At 47.5% G+C, this 22,115-nt stretch carries 18 protein-coding genes and 1 pseudogene; 8 read left to right on the top strand and 11 right to left on the bottom strand.

The window, feature by feature from the left end:
- Window positions 1-59 precede the first annotated feature (59 nt).
- From Q4A73_RS05330 to Q4A73_RS05280, 11 genes and pseudogenes are all read right to left on the bottom strand, one after another.
- Complete coding sequence (locus Q4A73_RS05330; RefSeq protein WP_303206426.1) at window positions 60-1,496, bottom strand: glutamate synthase subunit beta; 1,437 nt, start codon at window positions 1,494-1,496, stop codon at window positions 60-62.
- A 134-nt stretch (window positions 1,497-1,630) separates the two neighbouring features.
- Window positions 1,631-2,314 (bottom strand): annotated as a pseudogene (locus tag Q4A73_RS05325) (DNA cytosine methyltransferase); the annotation flags it as partial.
- A complete protein-coding gene (gene gltB / locus Q4A73_RS05320; RefSeq protein ID WP_303206425.1) occupies window positions 2,265-6,746 on the bottom strand; it encodes a glutamate synthase large subunit in 4,482 nt (1,493 codons plus the stop codon). The gene gltB and the pseudogene Q4A73_RS05325, both read right to left, overlap by 50 nt.
- Window positions 6,747-6,805: 59 nt before the next feature.
- Window positions 6,806-7,999, bottom strand: a complete 1,194-nt coding sequence (locus tag Q4A73_RS05315) for an acetylornithine/succinylornithine family transaminase (protein ID WP_303206424.1) — start codon at window positions 7,997-7,999, stop codon at window positions 6,806-6,808.
- On the bottom strand, window positions 7,962-8,810 hold the full coding sequence (argB, locus tag Q4A73_RS05310; protein WP_303206423.1) for an acetylglutamate kinase: 849 nt from the start codon (window positions 8,808-8,810) through the stop codon (window positions 7,962-7,964). The genes Q4A73_RS05315 and argB overlap by 38 nt, the downstream gene beginning before the upstream one ends.
- Before the next feature lie 8 nt (window positions 8,811-8,818).
- Window positions 8,819-9,265, bottom strand: coding sequence for an N-acetyltransferase (locus Q4A73_RS05305; RefSeq protein WP_303206422.1), 447 nt, complete (start codon window positions 9,263-9,265; stop codon window positions 8,819-8,821).
- Window positions 9,266-9,274: 9 nt separating this feature from the next.
- Window positions 9,275-10,303, bottom strand: a complete 1,029-nt coding sequence (gene argC / locus Q4A73_RS05300; RefSeq protein WP_303206421.1) for an N-acetyl-gamma-glutamyl-phosphate reductase — start codon at window positions 10,301-10,303, stop codon at window positions 9,275-9,277.
- 29 nt (window positions 10,304-10,332) lie between these two features.
- Window positions 10,333-11,247 carry an ABC transporter ATP-binding protein gene (locus Q4A73_RS05295; RefSeq protein WP_303206420.1) on the bottom strand — a complete coding sequence of 305 codons (915 nt, stop codon included), beginning with the start codon at window positions 11,245-11,247 and terminating at the stop codon, window positions 10,333-10,335.
- Window positions 11,234-12,829 (bottom strand): iron ABC transporter permease, encoded by a 1,596-nt coding sequence (locus Q4A73_RS05290; protein WP_303206419.1) that lies wholly within the window; start codon window positions 12,827-12,829, stop codon window positions 11,234-11,236. The genes Q4A73_RS05295 and Q4A73_RS05290 overlap by 14 nt, the downstream gene beginning before the upstream one ends.
- The gene (locus tag Q4A73_RS05285; RefSeq protein WP_303206418.1) at window positions 12,829-13,833 is read right to left on the bottom strand and encodes a Fe(3+) ABC transporter substrate-binding protein; all 1,005 of its coding nucleotides are present in this window, start codon (window positions 13,831-13,833) and stop codon (window positions 12,829-12,831) included. The genes Q4A73_RS05290 and Q4A73_RS05285 overlap by 1 nt, the downstream gene beginning before the upstream one ends.
- 59 nt (window positions 13,834-13,892) lie before the next feature.
- Window positions 13,893-14,987: a DNA adenine methylase gene (locus tag Q4A73_RS05280; protein ID WP_303206417.1), complete on the bottom strand. Its 1,095-nt coding sequence runs from the start codon at window positions 14,985-14,987 to the stop codon at window positions 13,893-13,895.
- 404 nt (window positions 14,988-15,391) lie between these two features.
- Here Q4A73_RS05280 and Q4A73_RS05275 point away from each other — a divergent pair, with 404 nt between their 5' ends.
- The 8 genes from Q4A73_RS05275 to Q4A73_RS05240 all read left to right on the top strand — a co-directional run bounded on the left by Q4A73_RS05275 (window position 15,392) and on the right by Q4A73_RS05240 (window position 22,041).
- On the top strand, window positions 15,392-16,804 hold the full coding sequence (locus Q4A73_RS05275; RefSeq protein ID WP_303206416.1) for an aspartate ammonia-lyase: 1,413 nt from the start codon (window positions 15,392-15,394) through the stop codon (window positions 16,802-16,804).
- Between the two features lie 24 nt (window positions 16,805-16,828).
- Window positions 16,829-18,151, top strand: coding sequence for an anaerobic C4-dicarboxylate transporter (locus tag Q4A73_RS05270; RefSeq protein WP_303206415.1), 1,323 nt, complete (start codon window positions 16,829-16,831; stop codon window positions 18,149-18,151).
- A 51-nt stretch (window positions 18,152-18,202) separates the two neighbouring features.
- Window positions 18,203-19,552, top strand: a complete 1,350-nt coding sequence (locus Q4A73_RS05265) for a hypothetical protein (RefSeq protein ID WP_303206414.1) — start codon at window positions 18,203-18,205, stop codon at window positions 19,550-19,552.
- A gap of 9 nt (window positions 19,553-19,561) precedes the next feature.
- On the top strand, window positions 19,562-19,924 hold the full coding sequence (locus tag Q4A73_RS05260) for a YcfL family protein (RefSeq protein WP_303206413.1): 363 nt from the start codon (window positions 19,562-19,564) through the stop codon (window positions 19,922-19,924).
- Window positions 19,925-19,937: 13 nt separating this feature from the next.
- The gene (lpoB, locus tag Q4A73_RS05255; RefSeq protein ID WP_303206412.1) at window positions 19,938-20,558 is read left to right on the top strand and encodes a penicillin-binding protein activator LpoB; all 621 of its coding nucleotides are present in this window, start codon (window positions 19,938-19,940) and stop codon (window positions 20,556-20,558) included.
- 157 nt (window positions 20,559-20,715) lie between these two features.
- Entirely contained in the window at window positions 20,716-21,024 is a 309-nt protein-coding gene (rplU, locus tag Q4A73_RS05250) for a 50S ribosomal protein L21 (protein ID WP_303206411.1), read from the top strand.
- 10 nt (window positions 21,025-21,034) lie between these two features.
- Window positions 21,035-21,289 (top strand): 50S ribosomal protein L27, encoded by a 255-nt coding sequence (rpmA, locus tag Q4A73_RS05245; protein WP_303206408.1) that lies wholly within the window; start codon window positions 21,035-21,037, stop codon window positions 21,287-21,289.
- Window positions 21,290-21,360: 71 nt separating this feature from the next.
- Complete coding sequence (locus Q4A73_RS05240) at window positions 21,361-22,041, top strand: NYN domain-containing protein (protein WP_303206405.1); 681 nt, start codon at window positions 21,361-21,363, stop codon at window positions 22,039-22,041.
- Window positions 22,042-22,115: the final 74 nt, after the last annotated feature.

Here is a 22,115-nt window from a genome sequence, read left to right as displayed (position 1 = left end):
GCAAAAGCGCTATGGCTGAGTTGGGATTGTTCGCCCCTGTGGCTGCAACTGCGGCCAAATCAAGCCTCATCCAAGCTCTCATCCACAGCCCTAGCGCACAAAAGTCCATCCCGTATCGCCCACACGACCAAGCTCTGCCCCATCCTCGCATCCCCGCAGGCGAAAATTTTTTCATGCTTTGTTTTGTAATTTTGCGTTTCGACATTGTTTTTTGCGTCAAAATCCACCCCGAAATTTTTAGCCACCGACTTTTCACTCCCACTAAAGCCTATCGCCAAAAGCACCAGGTCCGCCGCGTAAAATTTCTCACTCCCAGAAACTTCGATATTTTTGCCATCCTCCCGCCTCAAATCACAAGCCAAAACGCCCTCCACTCTGTCCTTGCCGCAAAATTCTTTCGTCATCTTTTGATACTCTCGCACATCTTTGCCATACGCCGCTAGGGCCTCCTCCAAGCCGTAATCGGTCGTGAAAACATCCGCTTTTAGTGGCCAGGGATTGTTTGCGCTCCGCACTTCGCTTTTTTTGGGGCTTCGCTCAAAGCGCGTGATGGACTTAGCCCCTTGCCTTGTCGCCACCGCCACGCAATCAACGCTCGTATCCCCGCTGCCTATCACCAGCACATTTTTGCCCCTCGCGCTGCTAGCCGCCACGCCCGTATTGAGCAGGGCTTTGGTATTTTGCGTCAAAAAATCCAGAGCCAATTCTACCCCCTTCAGGCCCCGCCCCTTCAAATCCAAATCCATCGCCGCACCCGCACCCGTGCAAAGCACTAGGGCATCGTGGTCTTTAAGCAGTGAGGCGACCTTTTTTTTGCTGTCGATATTTTGTTTGACCTTAAATTCAATGCCGCTTTTTTTGAGCAAATCCACCCTGCGCTCCACCACGCTTTTTTCAAGCTTCATATCAGGGATGCCATACATCAAAAGCCCGCCCACGCGGTCGCTTTTTTCATAAACACAAACCTTATAGCCTAGCAAATTCAGGCTATGCGCACAGGCAAGCCCCGCAGGACCGCTGCCGATGATGGCGATTTTTTTGCCGTTGTATTTTGTCGGCTTTTGCGGGAGGATGAGCCCCTCCTTGAAGGCGTTTTCGGCTATGGCTAGCTCGTTGGCCTTGATGCTGACGCTATCGGTATTGATCGCGCACACGCAAGAATCCTCGCACGGCGCAGGGCAAACCCGCCCCGTAAATTCGGGGAAAGGATTGGTCAAATCAAGCCGCGCGAAGGCCTCGTGCCAATTGCCCCTATAAAGCGCATCGTTGAATTCTGGGATGAGATTGTGAAGCGGACAGCCTATATCCCTGCCTCCGCTCACTCTGCCCGTGTGGCAAAAGGCCACCCCGCAATCCATGCAGCGACTGGCTTGAATTTCGCGCTCTTTTTTATCCAGGGGCTGGATGAATTCCTTGAAATTCTTCACTCGCTCGAGGGGGGGTGATTTTTTATCGTTCTTCCTTTTAAAGTCCAAAAATCCTCGTGCATTTGCCATTGTTACTCCTTAAACTGACTGAAATTTGGGCGGTTTTCTTCAAAGTGCTCGAACGCGCCCTTTGCGCTTAAAAATTCTTTAAAATGCTGCTGGGAGCCTGAAGCCTTGCGATATTTTTTAAAATCATCCTTCATCGCTCTAGCCACACTCACAAGCGACGACAGGGCATTGCCTCTTTGGAGCCTTTTATCGCCGACCCTAACGCAAAATGCATGATCATCCGGCAAGCCCTGTAGCCTCGCGCCCTCTCTAATGCTTGAGGCTCTAGAATCTCGCGGCTGGATGCACCTTGAGCTGCTTGGGGTGGCGAAATTTCTTGTGATTGTGGGGGCTGGCTTTTTCCACCACATTTTTGCGTAGGTATTCACATAGCCTGGTGCCGGCCTCACGCTTTGGGGCAGGTCATCGATGGCTTGCTCTAACGAAACCAAATTTGCATGCCCAGCCCGCGGCAAATCCCCACCAAACTCTCGCCTTATCTCCACGATCCTCTGCCGCATTTGAGGCACACCAAGATAAATTTTACAGCCTAGCTTTTTAAAATTTTCGCAAGAAAAAAGCCTTCCTTTTCGCATCGATAAAGGCCCTACCACATTTTCAAAAATAAAGGCTTTTGGCGCGAGAAATTCCACCACGCGCAAGTATTTTTTAAACAAATTCGCCCCTTTATCCATCTGCCTTTTTCTAAGTGTGGAGTGGCTTTGACAAATGAGAGCAAAACATCCACGCCAGCACCCTCCCAGCGCATCCTTACCAAGCGCGCCCGCATCACTGCCCACAAAGCCTCTCAAACGCCGCCAGCTCAGGCTCTTTCTCATCCTTGCAGGCCTCCAAATTTTTGAGCATATTCTCATAGTCTCGCGGCATGATCTTGAAAAAATCCTTCCTGTCAAATTTCGCCAAAATATCCCGCGCCTTGGCCGAATTTGTGTAAGCAATGTGCCGCTTTATCATCATCTTAAGCTCCCTCTCATCCCCAGCACTCAGGTCCCGCACATCCACAAGCTCCACATTGACATTGGCCTCATTATAGCGCCCGAAAATGTAGGCCACGCCCCCGCTCATCCCAGCGGCAAAATTCGCCCCCACATCGCCAAGCACCACGACAAGTCCCCCCGTCATATACTCACAGCCGTGAATTCCCACCCCGAGCACCACGGCCTGCGCGCCAGAATTTCTCACACAAAAACGCTCCCCCGCGATGCCGTCCAAATACACCTCCCCCTCAGTCGCACCATAAAGGCAAGCATTACCCGCGATGATGTTCTCCTCCGCGCTCAAGCCAGCCTCCTCAGGGCTCCTAGCGATGATCCGCCCCCCGCTTAGGCCCTTGCCCAAATAATCATTACTATCCCCGATAATCTCAAGCCTAATCCCCCGCAGCAAAAAGGCGCCAAAACTATTGCCAGCATTGCCTATGGCCTTGATTTGTATGTGATCCTCGCCCAGTGCGTCCTTGCCGTAATTTTTTAGAATTTCACTAGAAAGCATCGTTGCAAAGGTGCGACTTTGATTACCCACCTCGAGGGACAATTTGATTTTTTCCCTTTTCTCCAGTGCGCTCTTGCACAGGGGCAGTAGAATTCTATAATCAATGGTCTTTTCCAGCTTATTTTGCTTCACTTCCTTAAAATGCACCGCCGTTTTGTTGTAGGTCGGCAGGGACTTTAAAATCCTGTCCAAATTCACCTTCGCCGCCTTGCCTGTGCCGCTTTTTTGACGCAGCTTATCCACACGCCCCACCATCTCATCCACCGTTTTAAAGCCAAGCGCGGCCATATATTCACGAAGCTCCTCAGCGATGAAGCGCATGAAATTCATCACCGCCTCCACCTCGCCCCTAAAGCGCCCCCTAAGCTCCAAATCCTGCGTAGCGATGCCAAAAGGACAGGTGTTGAGATGACAAACGCGCATCATCGTGCAGCCCATCACCATCAAAGGCGCACTCGCAAAGCCAAATTCCTCCGCCCCCAAAAGCGCCGCAACGGCTAAATCGCGCCCCGTGAGAAGTTTGCCATCCGTCTCTAGCCTAACCCTCTCCCTCAGGTCGTTTAAAATCAAGGTCTGATGCGTCTCAGAAAGCCCCAGCTCCCACGGAATTCCCGCGTGGGGGATGGAGGTGCGCGGACTGGCCCCAGTGCCACCATCATAGCCTGAAATGAGGATCAGATCCGCCCCGGCCTTCGCCACGCCAGCGGCCACCGTGCCGATGCCATTCTCACTCACGAGCTTGACTGAAATTTTTGCGTCCTTGTTGGCGTTTTTCAAATCATAAATGAGCTGGGCCAGATCTTCGATGGAGTAAATATCATGATGCGGCGGCGGTGAAATGAGGGTAACGCCGGGGGTGGAGTGGCGCGCATGGGCTATCCAAGGATAGACCTTAAAGCCCATGAGCTGCCCGCCCTCGCCCGGCTTCGCGCCTTGGGCGATTTTGATTTGAATTTCCTCGGCGCTGTTCAAATAGGCCAAATCAACCCCAAAACGCCCGCTGGCCACCTGCTTGATTTTGGAATTTTTCAGGGCGTCCCTGTAGCGCTCCTCATCCTCCCCGCCCTCGCCCGAATTGGACCTACCGCCGAGACGATTCATCGCCGCGGCCAAGCACTCGTGCGCCTCCTTTGAGATAGAGCCATAACTCATGGCCCCCGTGCGAAAGCGCTTGATGATGCTTTCTGCACTCTCCACCTCAGAAATGCTTATAGCCTCGCTGAAGTCAAATTCCATCAAGGAGCGCAGGGCGATTTGCTTTTCATCCACGAGGGCGGAATATTTTTTGAAAATTTGATAGTCTTTTTGTCGGCAGGCCTGCTGGAGGTGGAAGATCACAAGGGGGTCGATGAGATGCTCCTCCTTAGCGCTTCGAAAGCCGTGAATCCCACGCGCGTCTAAGGACCTACTGCTATCTTTGAAAGCCCTTTTGTGCAGGATTTTAAGCTCCCTTTCTATGTCCTCAAGCCCTATGCCCCCTATGCGTGAAACGGTAGAGCCAAAATACTCCTCCGTAAGCTCCTCACTCAATCCCAAGCACTCAAAAAGTGCCGAGCCGTTGTAGCTTTGCAGGGTAGAAACGCCCATTTTGGAAGCGATTTTGACGATGCCGCTAGTGCTTGCACGGATGAAATTTGTCACTGCCTTTTGATAATCAAGCTCTAAAATTCCCCTTTTTATCAAGTCGTGAATGCTCTCATAAACCAAGTAGGGGTTGATGACGGTCGCGCCATAACCCAAAAGGCAGGCAAAGTGATGGATTTCTCTCGGCTCAGCGCTTTCGATGACTATGCTAGCGTGGGTGCGTAAATTCTTTTTCACCAAGTAGCTGTGCAGGGCGGAAACGGCTAAAAGTGCGGGGATGTAAAGCCTTTTTTCATCCATGCCCCTATCGCTTAAAATCACCGCACAAACCCCCTCTTTGATCCCGGCCTCCACCCTCTCAAAAAGCGCATTCAAAGCCTCCTTGAGAGAGCTTTTGCCCCCCTCATAAAGCAGGGAAAATTCCCGCACCTTGAAGGATTTTAAATTTTTTAGCTTAAAAAGCTCCTCATTACTGATGATGGGCAGGGAGACCTTGACCCTTTTGGCATTGCTAGCATCGGGCTTTAGCAAATTCCCCTCCCGGCCCAAATAAATGCGCGTGGAGGTTACGATCTCCTCCCGCAGGGCATCCAGAGGGGGGTTGGTCACCTGCGCAAAAAGCTGCTTGAAGTAATTATACAGGGGCTGGTATTCCTTAGAAAGCACGGCCAAGGGCGTATCCGCGCCCATAGCCGCTAGGGCCTCCTTGCCAGAATTTGCCATCATCAAAACGCTATCTTGGAGCTCATCATAGCTCCAGCCAAAAACCTTTTGCAGCCGCAAAACCTCATCCTTAGCGAGGAATTTATGCCTGTAGCCCTTGCTTTCTTGTTTTTCTAGGGCGATTAAATTCTCAAGCCATTTTTGGTAGGGCTTGGCGTTGGCATAATGCGCCTTGATCTCGCTATCGTCTATGATCCTGCCCCTCGCCGTATCCACAAGCAAAAGCTTCCCCGGCTCAAGGCGCTTTTTGGCCTTGATGTTTTTCTCATCGATCCTCAGCGCCCCCGTCTCACTGGAAAGGATGAGAAAGTCATCCTTTGTCAAATAATAGCGACAAGGCCTAAAGCCGTTCCTATCCAAGCTAGCCCCCATCACCACTCCATCGCTAAAAACCATCGCCGCGGGCCCATCCCAGGGCTCCATCAAAAGCGAGTGATACTCGTAAAAAGCGCGCTTTTTCGCCTCCATGTTGTAGTTTTTTCGCCAGGGTTCTGGCACCATCATCATGAAGGCCTCCTCAAGAGTGCGGCCGTTTAGGGCTAGGAATTCCAAGGTGTTATCAAACATGGCCGAATCGCTACTCGGCTTGGCGATGATGGGAAAAAGCTCGTCCAAATTTTCAAAATAATCACTCCGCATCAGACCCTCCCGCGCTAAAACGCTGTGGACATTACCGTGGATGGTGTTGATTTCGCCGTTGTGGACGAGGTAGCGGTTGGGATGGGCTCTCTCCCAGCTGGGGAAGGTATTGGTAGAAAAGCGAGAATGCACGAGGGCGATGGCCGATTTCATATTGACATCCTTAAAGTCCAAATAAAAATCGCTAAGCTGCGTTGAAAGCAGCATGCCCTTGTAAACAATGGTGCGCGAGGAAAAGCTAGAAAAATAAAATTTAGGCACATCAAAGGCTCTCTTTTCAATGTGGCGGCGCGCCGCATAAAGCAGTCTTTCAAATTCCAGTCCGGCGCTCACCTTGCTGGGCCTTTTCACGAAGGCCTGCAAAAAATAGGGCATGGATTTTAGGGCACTTGCGCCAAGATCGCTGGGATTGAAAGGCACGGCACGAAAGCCTAAAAATTCCAAGCCCTTAGCCTCAATGCCCTCTAAAAACAGGCTCTTCCCCCGCTCCTTGGCCGCGCCGTTGGGCGATAAAAACATCTGCGCCACAGCATAATCCCCCCTTGCAGGTAGCTCAAATCCAAGCTCTAGGGTCGCGAAAAAATCGTGAGGGATTTGCAGCAGTATGCCCGCCCCATCGCCAGAATTCTCCTCAGCCCCCGCCCCGCCCCTGTGCTCCAAATGCGTAAGAAGCGTCAGGGCATCGCAAATGACCTTGTAGGAGGCGATGCCGCGCACATTGGCCACCGCCGCGATGCCGCAAGAATCGTGCTCGTTCCTTGGATGATAAAGCCCCATGCCCTGATATTTTTCTAAGATTTCTGCCTTATCCATATTTGCCTCCTTTAAATTTCATTGTAATGATCGGACGCAAAGGCCTATTTACAAGGCCTCTACGCGAAACTCCCCAAAACCTCCCGCAATGTCCGCCCCAGCACATCAACATGCGCCTTAGTGATGATGAGCGGAGGCAGAAAACGCAGCTCATTGTCCCCGCAGCTTAAAAGCAAAAGATGCTTTTTTTGGCATTTTTCGATCACGGCTCTGGCGGGGATTTGGGGGCTCAAGCGCAGCCCCTGCATCAGCGCTAGCCCACTCCTAGCCTCGCAAAATTCAAATTCCCGCACCAAATCATCAAGGCAGCGCTCAAAATACGCCCCCACCTCGCTCACCCTCGCCAAAATGCCCTCCTGCGCGTAAATTTCAAAGACCGCATTCACCGCCGCACAGGCTAGAGGATTGCCCCCGTAGGTGCTGCCATGCTCGCCTGCTAGCAAGGAATTCTCCGCCACCCTATCGCTCACCGCCACCGCTCCCACGGGCACACCGCAGCCCAAGGCCTTGGCCGCAGTTATCACATCGGGCAGGACCTCGCTATGCTCGTAAGCAAAAAATTTACCCGTCCTGCCCATGCCGCATTGAATTTCATCCGCGATGAGCAGGATGTCCCTCTCATCACAAAGCCTGCGCAGGGCCCTGTAAAATTCTGGCTTGGCGGGTTTCACCCCCCCCTCACCTTGGACGCTTTCTAGCACCACGGCGCAAGTTTTTTCACTCACTAATCTCTCCACACTTTCAAAATCATTAAATTTCGCAAATTTAACCCCCGCCATCAGCGGCTTGAAAGGCTTTTGGTAGTTTGCCGTGAGGGAGAGGGCGCCTAGGGTGCGTCCGTGAAAGGAGTGCTCAAATGCGATGAAATGCCCGCCCTTGATGCCCTTGTTGAGGGCGTATTTGCGGGCGATCTTCATCGCAGTTTCGGTGCTTTCAGTGCCTGAATTGGTGAAAAAAATTTTCTTAAGCCCGCAGGCCCTGGCTAAATTTGAAGCGGCCCTTTCGCTTTGCTCATTGGCGTAAAGATTGCTTGTGTGGAGGATTTTATCCACCTGGGCCTTGAGGGCGGCGTTGAATTGAGGATGATTATAGCCCAAAGCGCACACAGCGATGCCGCTTGAAAAGTCCAGATACTCCTCCCCCGCCGTATCGTAAAGATACACGCCCTCGCCCCTTTGGAGCGTGATGGGGTATTTTTTGTAAAGGGGCAGGAGCTTACTCATCGCGCACCACCAAGGTCCCAATGCCCTCATCGGTGAAAAATTCAAGCAGCAGGGCATGCTCCACGCGCCCGTCCAAAATATGCACCCTTTTGACGCCGCTTTCGCAGGCATCGATGCAGGATTTTAGCTTGATCAGCATGCCGCCCTGAAGGGAGGGGAGTAGGGCTTTTGCCTCGCTGGTTGTGATCCTTGAAATGAGGGAATTTTCATCCTCAAAGTCCGCATAAAGTCCCGCAATATCGCTCAAAAACACAAGCTTCTCGGCTTTGAGATCCTTGGCCAGAGCGCAGGCGACATCATCGGCGTTGATGTTGTAGGTGTTTAAATTCTCATCCATGCCAAGGGGCGCGATGATGGGCAGGTAATCTCGCTCCAAGAGGGCGTGCAAAAGCGCCGTATCCACCCCAGAAATCGTCCCCACAAAGCCCAAATTTGCGTCCTTTTTCGTGCAGTGCAAAAGGCCGCCATCCTTCCCGCAAAGCCCCACCGCCCTCACGCCTAGGCTCTGCAAATGCTGCACCAGGCCCTTGTTGATTTGATAAAGCACCATTTCAGCGAGCTTTGTCGTCTCTGTATCACTCACGCGTAGGCCCTGTTTAAATGCACTTTTTATGCCGAGTTTTTCGCAAAAATTTGAGATGTCCTTGCCGCCGCCGTGGATGATGATGGGCTTGAGACCGACGAGCTTCAAAAGGGCGATATCCTCCATAACGCAGTGCTTGAGGGCTTCATTTTCCATCGCCGAGCCGCCGTATTTGATGCAGATGATTTTGGAGCTGAATTTCCTGATGTAGGGCAGGGCCTCGATGAGAATTTGAGCCTTTTTGAGCGTTTCTTGCATCCTTTTCCTTAAGCGTTAAAATGGGTTTGATTGTCCGCGTTGAGGGACCAGTCGTAATAATTGGCATCCTCGCGCAGGGTAAAGCCGTAGCGCCGCCAAAATTCATTGCCCAAATCATTGCTTTTAAAGGCGATGAGGGCGATTTTGTTGATTTTTTCTGCTCTGAGGGCGGCGAGGCAAAATGCGGTCATCTCGTGCGCTATCCCCCTTTTTCGGTAGTCCCTATGCACGCAGACATGGTAAAAGCCGCCCGTGCGTCCATCGTGTCCGCAAAGGATGCTGCCTACGATTTTGCCCTCAAATTCGGCGACCGCGCTGAGCTTAGGATTCCTCTCCAAAAAGCGCTCGATATTTTCCCTGCTATCATCAATGCTACGCATCCCAAAGCCGCTAATAGCGCACCAAAGCTCATAAACCGCATCATAATCACTCTTGCGCATCGCCCTCACTCGCATCCTCACCCCTCACAATGCCGCGAAAAATTCAAGCCCCGCGCACTCATCAAGGCCGAACATCAAATTCATATTCTGCACGGCCTGCCCCGCCGCGCCCTTGATGAGATTATCCAAGGCTCCAAGCACGATGACCCTCCCCGTGCGCGCATCAAGGCTCAAATTAATATCCATAAAATTGCTCCCCCGCACCCAGCGCGTCTGGGGGAGGGTTTTCTCGGCTAAAATTCTAACGAAGGGCTTGTTGGCGTAGTGGTCCCGATAAAGCGCGCGCAAATCCTTCTCGCTGCTTTTGCCCCTTAAATTCGCATAGCTTGTCGTCAAAATGCCCCTTTGCATCGGCACAAGATGGGGGCTAAACTGCACGGCAAGATCCCGCCCTGCCGCCCTGCCAAGCTGCTCCTCAAGCTCGGGCAGATGGCGGTGTGAGGTGAGGGCGTAGGCCCTTAAATTTTCATTGACCTCGCAAAAAAGGTGCTCAAGCCTAGCCGCACGTCCTGCCCCGCTCACGCCGCTTTTGGCGTCGATGATGATGGAATTTTCATCCACAAGCCCCTCCTTGATGAGGGGGTGAAGGCTCAAAATCGAGCAGGTGGTATAACAGCCTGGATTTGCAACCAAGCGCGCCGCTCTGATCTCCGGCTCATAAAGCTCACAAAGCCCATAAACAGAGTTTTGGACGAGTTTGGCATTGGGGTGAGTGAAGCCATAATAAAGCTCGTAATTTTGCAAATTTTTAAGACGGAAGGCCGCGCTTAGGTCGATGATCTTCATTCTTTTTAGCAAATTTTCATTGAAAAAGGACGCGCTCAATTCATGGGGCGTGGCCGCAAAAAGCACATCAAGCTCCACCGCGCTCAAATCCTCATCGCCAAAGCACAAATCAAGCCCCAGCTGGGGGTGGAGCTCTTGGTAATTTTGCGCGAGGTGATTTTTAGAGCCTATATAGACAATCTGGGCTCTTGGATGGTGAAGCAAAAGGCGCACAAGCTCGCTACCGACATAGCCACTGGCGCCTAAAATTCCAACTTTTATTTTCATCTTTGTCCTTTTGGACTTATTGTAGCAAACTACAAATTAACAAAATCCAAACTGATCTTTTCGCCGACAGGATGGCTGGAGGGGGTGTAAATGTGAAAAATCACCGACCGATATTCCAAGCGAAGCTTGTAAAAAGCGCCCAGGAATTCCTTAGCCACGACCCTAGCCTCAAAGGCGCTGCCCACCTGCAACTGCGTGTATGCGAAGATGTAATTTTGCGCGGCAATCCAAGCAAAAAAGGCATCGCTCAAATCAAGCTCTTGATCGATGATGTTTAGATCAGGGATGAGGCGGGCGGCGTTTTTGTCGCCTAGATGCAGGTATAAATTTTCAGGACTTGCAAGGGCTAAAATTTTTCCCCTGTCCAAAAGAGCGATCTTATCGGCTATGGAGTAGGCATCGTTGATATCGTGAGTGACCAAAATGGCTGCGATGTTTTGAGCCTTGATGAGATCCTTAAGCTCGGCCCTCAAAACGCCCTTTAAATTTTGATCCAAGTTAGAAAAAGGCTCGTCCAAAAGCAAGAGCTCACATCCCCTAGCCATAGCCCGCGCGAAGGCCACCCTCTGCGCCTGTCCTCCTGAAATTTGATCGATTTTTTTGAGGCTTATGTTTTGGATGGCAAAGCGCTCTAAAAGATGACGGAGGCGCGCTTGCCTTTCTTTTTTGGGGCAGTCGTGCAGGGCGAAGAGTATGTTTTGCTCGACATTGAGGTGGGGGAAGAGGGCATAATTTTGAAACATCATCGATACAGTGCCCCTGCATTCAAAAATTTCGCAGGATGAGGGCCTTTCAAGCCCGGCGATGATCCTCAAAAAGGTGCTTTTCCCGCTGCCACTTGGCCCTAAAACGGCTAGAATTTCGCCCCTTTCAAGCTCCAAGTCAAGTCCGCGCAGGATGGGGGCGTGGTGGAAGCTTTTGTTTAAATTTCTAATGCGCAGCATCGCCCCTCCTCATCACAAGCATGAGGGACAAAAGCGACAAAACCACAATCAAAAGTGAGGGCAGGGCCGCATCATAAATCCTCTCATCATTAGCATACCAAAAGGCCTTCACGCTCAAGGTTTCAAAGCCAAAGGGGGATAAAATCCTACTCAGTGGAAGCTCCTTGATGCAATCGATAAAAACCACGATGAAGGCTAGGATGAAATAGTGCTTTAAAAGAGGAAAATGTAGCTTGAAAAATAAAACAAAATAGCTAGGCCTCAGGTGCAAGCTCATCGTATCAAGCTGGTGGTGGATCTTACTGTAAGCGCTCTCAAAGCTATAAATCGCTGTGGCCAAAAAGCGCACAATGTAGGCAAAAATCAATACCAAAAAACTCTCCCACAAAAATCTAGCATCGATAAAACGACCCAAAAAAATGGAGGCTATCATCACGCTGATGCCGATGGCCGCGCCGGGTATGGCATAGCCTAGGGAGCTTAATTTTAGGATCCACAAAGAAAAATTTTTGCTCGAAATTCTGGCTACGAAATTTAAAAAACAAGCGATGATGACGATCATAAAAGCGCTCGATGAGGCTAAAATGAGGCTTTTTGCGGCAAGGATGTAAAAATCGCTTTGCCATAATTTTTCATCCCTCAGTCCCCAATACAAAAGCCAAAAAAATGGCAAAATAAAGCCCAAAAAGCTCACGCCAAAGCAATAAAAGCTCGCAAAAATTTTAGCCCAAGGACTTAGAGGTCTCTTGGCTAGGATTGTTTTTAGATCTTGATTGAAGCTTGATTTTTGCCGCCTTTTATAAAGCTGCTCGGCCAACATCAAAATGAAAACAAAGCCCATCAAAAAGGCACAAAGCACGCTTGAGCTGTAGGGGTCGTTCAAATCATACCAGAGCTTGAAAATTCCCGCTGAGAAGGTGTCTGCGCCCAAATAGGCACTGGCTCCGTAGTCGCTTAGGGTTTCCATTAGGACAAGCATCGCGGAGGCTAAAATGGCGGGCTTTGCGATGATGAAGGCGAAGCGGCAAAAAAATTTCCACTCGCTGTATCGGGCGATTTTTGCGAGCTCAAAAACCTCCCTGGCCTCCGTTTGAAAAGCGGTCTTAGCGAACAAATACACATAGGGGTAGAGGGATAGGGAGAGCACGAAAATCACTCCGTAGGCGTTGAAAAAATTGATTTTAAAGCCAAAACATTCGTGGAAAAACCCGTCAAATTCCATAATCCCAACATAAACGAAGGCTAAAATATAGGCAGGGATGGCGAGGGGCAGGATGAGAATTTTCTCCAAAATGGGGCCCTGATACAGGTGAAAATTCGCCATCAAATAAGCGGTGCTAACCCCCAAAAACACGCTCATAAACACGACAAAAAAGCTTACGATGAAAGTGTCTTTCAAAAATTTGAGCAATAAAAAGTCAAAAAAGTGATTGAGATTTTCTTTTATCGTTGATAGGGTGGCAAAATCTTGCTGCAAGAAATTCTGCCCCAAAACATAAAAAAGCTCGATAAAAATCGCAAATACAGGCAGGGTAAGGGCAAGAACGACGCCCATCGCTCCCGCCCTTAAAAACTTAGCCATTATCTGAAGCCAAGCTCGTCGTAAATTTTCACGGCGGTTTTGACATTTTCAGCGATCTTGCTCACGCTGATGCTGTCCTCTTTGAATACGCCAAAGTCCTTCACGGTCTGAGAAACCTCAACATCGCTTCGGACGGGGAATTCGTAATTGGAATCTGAGAGCATTTTTTGCACCTCTGGGGTGAGCATGAATTCCATGAATTTTCTAGCTTCGGCTTGATTTTTGCTGGCCTTAGTCATGGCTATGCCGCTCACATTTATGTGCGCCCCTCGGCCGTCTTGATTAGGAAAAATGATCCCCAAAGCCTCGCCCACCTCGACATCTTTTGGATTTTTAGAATTCTTTAAAAGCCCTATGTAGTAGGTGTTCATCACGGCAAATTCCGCCTCGCCTGCGACCACTTGCCTCGCCTGATCCCTATCGCCGCCTTTTGGATTTGTGGCCAAATTATCAAGCAAGCCCTTAGCCCATTTTCTAGCTTCTGCCTCGCCGTCATTGGCTATGATGGAGGCTAGCAGGGTCTTGCTGTAGGGTGCGGTGGCGCTTCGCATGACGATTTTGCCCTTGAATTCTGGTTTTGCCAAATCCTCGTAATTTTTCAATCCGCTGATATCGGTTTTTGCGTTTTTATTGTAGGCGATGATCCTTGCGCGCTTTGTGATGGCGAACCATTGATTGTCCGCATCTCTTAGGTGCGCGGGCACATTTTGCTCTAAAAAATCAGACCTCACGGGGCTTAAGATGCCAGAATTCTTAGCCTCGGTGAGATTGGACACATCGGCTGTGATGAAAAGATCGGCCGGAGAATTGTCCCCCTCAAGCTGCAGTCTCTTGATGAGCTCTGAGGCTTTGGCTTGGGTGTGGTTGACCTTGATGCCCGTTTGTTGCTCAAATTTTTTGATGATCTCAAAATCCGCATCGTAATGTCTAGCCGAGTATATGTTAAGCTCTGCGGCAAAAAGCACAGAAAAACCAAGGGTCAAAAGAAAAAAAAATTTTTTCATGAATCCATCCTTTAAATAATTTTGATAGACAATATTAATATATACCAACAAATTAAAAGTTAATATTCAAATTTTTTTACGATGTAAAGCTGTTCTTTAATATGTATGGGACGATTTTTAAGATTGCGACTAGCTCTAAAAGCATTGTAATTTTGCTCTAAAATAAAGCATTTTCCAAGCTTTTTAAGCCTTTTTGTGAAATTTTCTTTTTTGACAAAGCCCTCGCAATTGTAAGAAAGTAAAAGAATTTTCGCACGCGTTTTAGCCATAAGCTCAAAAAGTGCGTCCTCTGCTTCTTTTGCCTTATTATACACGCTTCTATTCCACTGCTTTGGTATGCCACTTACCTTAGAAATTTCAGTAGGCTTTTCATAAGTAGCCAAGAGATTTAGCATAAAATAGTTTGAGCCGTAAGGGTGCTGATTATAAGGCGGGTCAAAATAAGCTAAATCAAGCCTTTCAAGCTCTTCGCTTAAAAGATTTGCGTCCTTTTGCAAAACTTCAAATTCGCAATGAAAATTTGAAAAAATAGGCATTTTAAGGCTCATCTTTCCCTTAATGCGAGAGAGGGCATTTTCTCCCACTCCGCCAAATTTTCCCACACCATTTTTATCCTTATAAAAACCCTTAAAAACACCACTTGTATTAGAATGCACACTCGCTTCATAAAGCAAGGGTGCTAAGAAAAACGGACGCAAATTTATGGGAATTTGCTTTTCTATCGCCACTCTTAAGCTGTCTAAATAAAGTGCGTTTTCTTTAGTGTAAAAAACGCGCTCATTTTTTTGGATATTTGCCTCATCTTTGGGAGCGTAAAGCTCAGTGATGAAGCCATTTTTTAAGGGCGCGTTTAAAAGCTTTTGGTGTAAAAGGGCTAAATTTTCAAGTTCATCTTTGCTTAAATTTGCTAGGTAGCAAGAATTGATAATCTTGCTATAAAGCTCCAAATCATTTGCAATGATAAAATCACTATGCGCCTTAGCAAAGCGGCTTACTATACCTGAACCGCTAAACATATCTAAAAAGCTGAGTTTTTCTTTTTTAAGCTCTTTTTTTGCATAGTCAAAGCCCTGCTTTAAAAAGCCTAGCAAGGCTCTTTTATTACCCAAATAAGTGATGATTTGCTCTTTTAAAAAAGCGGGATTTTCTTGCATTGTTTTGCCCCTAAAAAATATAGTATCTCAAAGCCGTTTCGGCTATCTCTTTGCAAATGTGAAACATCTCCTCTGCTTCCCACTTTTCCTCTCTAAAATACATAACTCACGGGAGAAAAATAATTTACTCATTATTGTTCATTTAAAGATGTCAAATTTATTAAACATAATTTCACAGAATATTTTAATGATTTTAATTTTAAACAACATCTTAGTCTTAGCATAAGTCTTTGCGAAAATTTTTAGTAAAAAGTACAAATATAGTTTCAAATGCAATGAGTTGATGGTAACTGCTCCAACCCAAACCCAATCAATCTCATTAAGTTTTTGTTTGTTTTTTAAATGGTAAAATTTTTGCAATCTCAGGCCTCGCCTAAGATAATCCAAATTGAGAAAGGTTCACAATGGGGACAAGAAAAGAGCACGATTTTATCGGTGAGCTAGAAATTTCCGATGATGTGTATTATGGAGTGCAGACCTTCAGAGCTCTTGAAAATTTCCATATGAGTGGAAGAAGCTTAAAGAACTATCCTTTCTTCATTAAGGCTTTTGCGCAAGTTAAAAAAGCTGCAGCTTTAGCAAATAAAGAAGTGGGCGTTTTAGACACCGATAAGGCAGACGCTCTTGCAAAAGCTTGCGATCGGATTATTGCAGGTGAGTTTTTAGACCAGTTTGTTGTCGATATGATCCAGGGCGGAGCCGGAACGAGTACCAATATGAATGTTAACGAAGTTTTAACAAACATCGCTTTAGAAAGCATGGGGCATAAAAAGGGTGAGTACCAATACCTCCATCCCAACGACCACACGAATTTAGGGCAGTCGACCAACGATACCTATCCTAGCTCCATTAAGGTAGCCACACATGCGAAGCTTGGGGATTTGCTGGGGGCCATGGAGGAGCTTAAAAATGACCTTGAAGCTAAGGCTGAAGAGTATAAAGATATGATTAAGATGGGCAGGACTGAACTTGAAGATGCTGTTCCTACGACTTTAGGAAATACTTTCAACGCTTTTGCAAGTTATATTAAAAGTGATATAGCAAAACTGACAAAAGCAAGAGAGGCTATGACTGTGCTAAATTTAGGTGCAACGGCCATAGGCACGGGGATCAACTGCCACCCCGATTACAAAAACATCGTAGAAAAAAATCTCCAGTCCATCACGGGCGTGAATTTTACCCCTGCGCAGAATTTGATCGCGGCAACTCAAGACACAGCGGACTTTGTTTATGTGAGTGGATGCTTGAAAACCGCGGCGGTAAGGCTTTCTAAAATCGCAAACGATCTGAGACTAATGAATTCTGGTCCCAGATGTGGACTGGGGGAAATCACCCTCCCCGCGATGCAGCCCGGAAGCTCCATCATGCCCGGCAAGGTCAATCCCGTCATCTGCGAAGTAGTCGGCGAAGCGTGCTATGAGGTCATGGGCAACGATCTAACCATCATGCTTTGCTCTGAGAGGGGTGAATTTGAACTAAACGCCTTTGAGCCCGGCATTGCTTATGCTTTGTTTAACTCACTCATCCTACTTGAAAATGCCGTGAAAACTCTAACCCATAAAGCCATAAAGGGTTTGAGGGCCAATCCTGAAGCCTGCAAAAAACTCGTGCTAAATTCCATCGGTATCGTTACAGCCTTTAATCCTGTCCTAGGCTATGAAAAGTCCGCTAGCATCGCCAAAGAAGCCCTGCAAACGGGCAAGGCAGTGGGAGATATTTGTTTGGAGAGGGGCTATCTTTCTAAGGAAGAAATCGATAGGGTTTTGGCGCCTGAAAATATGCTAAACCCTCAAATGAAAGAAAAGCGCAAAGCTTAATCAAGCTAGAATTTAAGGACAACTATGGATATTATGCTTATTTTACAGCTGATCGTCCTGTTTGGGGCGATTTTTATCGGGATCAGACTGGGCGGCATAGCTATTGGCTATGCGGGTGGTCTTGGGGTCGTGATTTTATCGCTTGTTTTAGGGATGAAGCCTGGAAATATTCCTTGGGACGTCATTTTAATCATTGCCGCGGCTATTGCGGCGATTTCAGCGATGCAACAGGCGGGTGGTTTGGATTATATGGTGCGGGTGGTTGAAAAATTTTTAAGGGCAAACCCTAAATTCATCAACTACCTAGCCCCCGCTTGTGGGTGGTTGCTCACTATTTTAGCTGGAACGGGAAATGCGGTCTTTTCTCTAATGCCCGTTGTTGTTGATGTGGCAAAATCGCAAAATATCAAGCCCTCAGTGCCCCTATCTTTAATGGTTGTTTCTTCACAAATTGGCATCACTGCCTCCCCTGTGAGCGCGGCTGTGGTTTATATGAGTGGTGTTTTGGAGGGCTTTGGGTGGAATTATCCTACCTTAATAGGAATTTGGATGGCTACAACCTTCATCGCTTGTATGGCAACCGCTTTCATTGTGAGCCTCATTACTCCGCTTGATTTGAGTAAAGATGTGGTGTATCAGGAGCGTTTAAAGGCTGGACTTGTTAAAGATGCGGGCGAGGTTTTACATGGCACAGATAAGCCGGGTGCGAAGCTTTCTGTGGGAATTTTCTTAATCACCGTTTTGACTGTGGTTTTATACGCGACAGCTATCTCTAAAAATATCGCTTGGATTGACCCTGTGATTATGGAAAGAGATGCGGCGATTATGAGTTTTTTACTTGCGGCGGCGACTTTGATCACTTGGCTTTGCAAGGTTGAGCCGGGAAAAATTTTAGAAACCGGTGTATTTAAAAGCGGTATGACGGCTTGCGTGTGTGTATTTGGTGTGGCTTGGCTTGGAAATACCTTCGTGGCTGGGCATGAGCAAGCGATCAAGGATGTCGCTGGCGAGTGGGTTAAGCAAAGCCCAGCCCTGTTAGCGGTGGCGTTTTTCTTTGCGAGCATGCTGCTTTACTCTCAGGCGGCGAAGGCAATCACTCCCGTTATCATCACGGCTTTGGGGATTACAGCGACTAATCCGGGCAATTCTTACATGCTTGTGGCGTGCTTTGCGGCGGTTTCGGCGCTTTTTGTGCTTCCCACCTACCCTACCTTGCTGGGTGCTGTGCAGATGGACGATACGGGCACGACAAGGATCGGTAAATTTATTTTCAACCACGCCTTCTTTTTGCCGGGCGTCTTGGCTATTGCTGTGGCTTTAGGCTTTTTTGTAACCTCGTTTCTTTAAAGCCAATTTCCCCCCACTCGGGGGCATTCGGCTTGAATTTAGGGATTTTGTATGTGGTTTAAGTGCGTCTTTTTTGCTTTGGGAATTTTATTTTTCAGCGCTTGTTCAAAGGGCGCTAAAAGTAATGTGAATTTTGAAAATGCCCTGACGAGCGGATATTGTGGCGAGGACTTTTTCGCTGCAAATTTGCAAAAGATGGAAAAAAATGACGATGTGATTTATACGGGCCTCAATGCAGGCCTGATCGCTAGAAATTGCGGTGATTTTAATAAAAGTAATGTCTTTTTTGATAAGGCTGAAGAGTCTTATAAATATGATGTGGATTTACAAGGCCTTGGGAAAAAGGCGGCTGAATTTGCCGTGAGCGCCTTGGTCAATGATACCCTGTTTGATTATGAGGGTTCTTTGTATGAAAGAATTATGGTTAATGTTTATAAGGGTTTGAATTTTATGAGTCTGAATGATTATGCAAATGCTAGGGTGGAATTCAACCGAGCCCTGATGCGCCAAGATAAGGCCGGGGAGTATTTTGCTAAGGAGATTGAAAAAAATAGAGAAGAGCTTAAAAAAGCCAAAGAAGATCCAAATTATAAACAAAATATGAACGATAATGCCAAGATCATCAGCGAAGAATATGAGCCCTTGTTTGAGACCTTTAAGGCGCGTGAGAATTTTACCAATCCTTACGCGAGCTACCTTGCCTCGGTGTTTTTCTTTATGGATGGTGATTATAAAAGGGCTGATGAGCTGTTGAGAGAAATAGCCCTCGCCAATCCTCAAAATGAGGCGATTCAAAAACAAGCCCGTCTTTTTAAAAGTGCCTCGCGTAAAATTTCTAAGGACGAAAAAAAATATATTTTTGTGGTTTATGAAAATGGCTTGGGTGCGATGAAGGATGAATGGAGCGTATTTTTGCCCTTTTTCGTGGATGGGAAAGTCGTCGCCCTGGGTGTGGCCCTGCAAACCTTAAAAAAAGGGGAGGCTTCTTATGAATTCATAGAGGCAAACGGGGTGAAAAGCTTACAAATCGTGGATTTGGATACCATTGTCGCGACCGAATTTAAAATCAATATGCCCGCTATGATCGGCAGGGCCCTAGCGCAAATTATCATCAAAACGACCCTAAATTTAGCTGTGGCGCGTAATGATTCCTCCGGCTTTTTGCATTTGGTGGGCCTGATGCTTACGGCCGCGTCAAATACTGCTGATGTGAGGAGCTGGAGGGGATTGCCGCAGAGCATTTCGGTGGCCGTGCTGGAGAATAAGGGCGCACTGAGCGTGAAAAATCCGCAAGGCGTGGAACTTTTTAGCTCCAAGCTGGACGCGGATAAAAATATTTTGGTCTGGGTGCGTTCCCTTTCGCCCGCCTTGCCTGTGGGCGTTCAAATCATGAAAAGATAGGATTTTGCGGTGAAAAAGGTGTTTTTATTTTTGATGGTGTTTTTTTGCGCTTGCACTCCTCAACAAAACAACTCGGGCCCAAGGGGTGAAATTGCCACTTCTAAGTCTGCTAAAAATCTCATCAAGCAAATGAAGAGTCGCGTTAATGATAATGGCTTTTTAGAGCTTGAGCTGACCTTGAGGAGCGCCTTGGCTAAGGATGTGTTTTATAAGGTGGATTGGCTGGATAAGGACGGCTTTGTCCTGCAAAATCCCATCAAGGAGGACTATCAGCCCTTGCGGCTTCCACCCCAGCAGGAGGTGATTTTGAAAAAACTTGCCTTCGATAAAAGGGCGGTGGATTTTAAGATAGATATCAGGATGAGACCTTAATGAAAGGAGAGTGATGAGGGGGAAAATTTTAGCGGCGATTGCGATCGGTGGGCTTGTTTTTAGTGCTTGCTCCAAGCCCATCTACACGGATGGTAAGGCTTCTGGGGTCAAAAAAGGCGATGCGCTGACCTTGGGGCTGGATAGGGAGGACTTTGAAAATGCGGCCGAAGCGATGATTAATGATATGCTTAGCGATCCGGCTTTTGCGGGTATCGGGGTGGAAAATAAAAAGGTGGTTGCGATGGGCAGGGTTGTCAATGACACGGCGCAAAGGATCGACACGGAAAAGCTCACCGCAAAAATCACCGTGGCGCTGAGAAAATCGGGAAAATTCGTGCTGACTTCGGCGGTGGCGGCGGGTGGAGCGCTGGATGGTATGAGTGAGGATGTGAGGAAACTGAGGGACAATGAGGAATTTGACCAAAAAACCATTGCCAAAAAAGGCACTCTGCTCTCGCCCGATTTTTCTTTGTCGGGTAAAATTCGGCAAGATACTGCAAGGCTTGAGAATGGCAAAACCCAGGTGGAGTATTTTTTTCTACTGAGGATGACGGATTTGGCTTCGGGAGTTGTCTGCTGGGAGTATGAAAAAACCATCAACAAGACGGGCTCTAGCAAGAGCGTGAGCTGGTAAAATTTGCGGGGGAAATTGGTCCCTGTGGGGCGTGGAAATGGTGGGGGTTTTAATGAAAATTTAAAGCTAATTTTCATAAAATCAGCCCTTTTTAACTACCAAAGCTTTTAAATCCGAATTTTCGGTGCTTTGTAGGACTACCCCAAAAGGAAGAGCAATGTATGCCATCATTAAACACGGCGGGAAGCAGTATAAGGTAAGCGTTGGCGATGAACTGAAGCTTGATAGCTTTGAGGCTGAGAAAAAGGCTATCGTTGAGCTGAGCGAGGTGCTTGCGGTCAATGATAAGGAATTAAAGGTAGGTGCGCCCTTTGTAGCGGGTGCGAAGGTCATCTTGGAAGTCATTAATCACGGAAAAGACAAAAAGATCATCATTTACAAGAAAAGGCGCAGGAAGGATTCCAAGCTGAAGCGAGGCTTTAGGAGACAATTTACGCGCGTCGTCGTCAAAGAAATCAAAATTTGAGGAGTAAAGAATGGCACACAAGAAAGGTCAGGGCTCAACGCAAAATAATCGCGACTCCATAGGTCGCCGTTTGGGTGTGAAAAAATTTGGCGGAGAATTTGTGCGGGCGGGCAATATCATCATCCGCCAAAGGGGCACGGCTACCCACGCTGGAAATAATGTAGGCATGGGCAGGGATCATACGCTTTTTGCTCTCATTGACGGCTTTGTCAAATTTGAGAGAAAAGACAAAAATAGAAAAAAGGTTTCTGTTTATCCTGCGTGAATTTGGGGAGCCGTTGCCCTCTTGGGTTTTGAAATTACCTTTCAAACCCGTAAATTTTAAAAGGAAAATTCGTGCAAAATAAGAGTGTGGCTATCTTCATAGACGCGGAAAACATTGCTGCGAAATTTGCTAAGGATATTTTTAATTTTGCCTCCCATCACGGTGAGATCATTGTGAAGAGGATTTACGCGGACTGGACCAGTAGCATTGTGAAGGGCTGGAGGGAAAAAATCGCCCAGCACTCCATCACCGCCATACAAAATTTTAAGCTCAACAACAATAAAAATTCAAGCGACATGCACTTGATGGCGGATGCGATGAGTATATTTTATGAAAAGGACATTGATATTTTCATCATCGTTTCAAGCGATAGCGACTACACGCCTTTGGTTCAAAAACTGCGAGAAAATAAAAAACAAGTCGTTGGCATGGGGGAGAATAAAACCAACAAATTTTATGTCAATGTTTTCAGCGACTTTCATTATCTGGGCGGGAGCAAAGAAGAAAACGAAAAGGACGATGAATTCACCCAAGAGCTTTTCAAAATCATCAATGAGCTCATTGAGAAAAAAAATCGCGCCCTTTACAGCCAAATTCAGCAAAAATTAAAAGAAAAATATCCCGATTTTAACGCAAAAAATTACGATGATTGCAAGGGTCGCAGCGCCTTTAAAAAATTCATCAACAAATTCACTCGTGGCAAATATCAAGAAAAACACGATGGCTACACTTTTTATCTCATCAAAAGCTAAATAGGGCCTGAGAGGATGTTTGTCGATAGCGTGCAAATTCTCCTATCCTCAGGTGATGGGGGCAGGGGGGTGGT

This window comes from Campylobacter sp., assembly GCF_030528245.1.
Taxonomy (GTDB): domain Bacteria; phylum Campylobacterota; class Campylobacteria; order Campylobacterales; family Campylobacteraceae; genus Campylobacter_D.
This window is presented reverse-complemented; position numbering and strand designations above follow the sequence as displayed.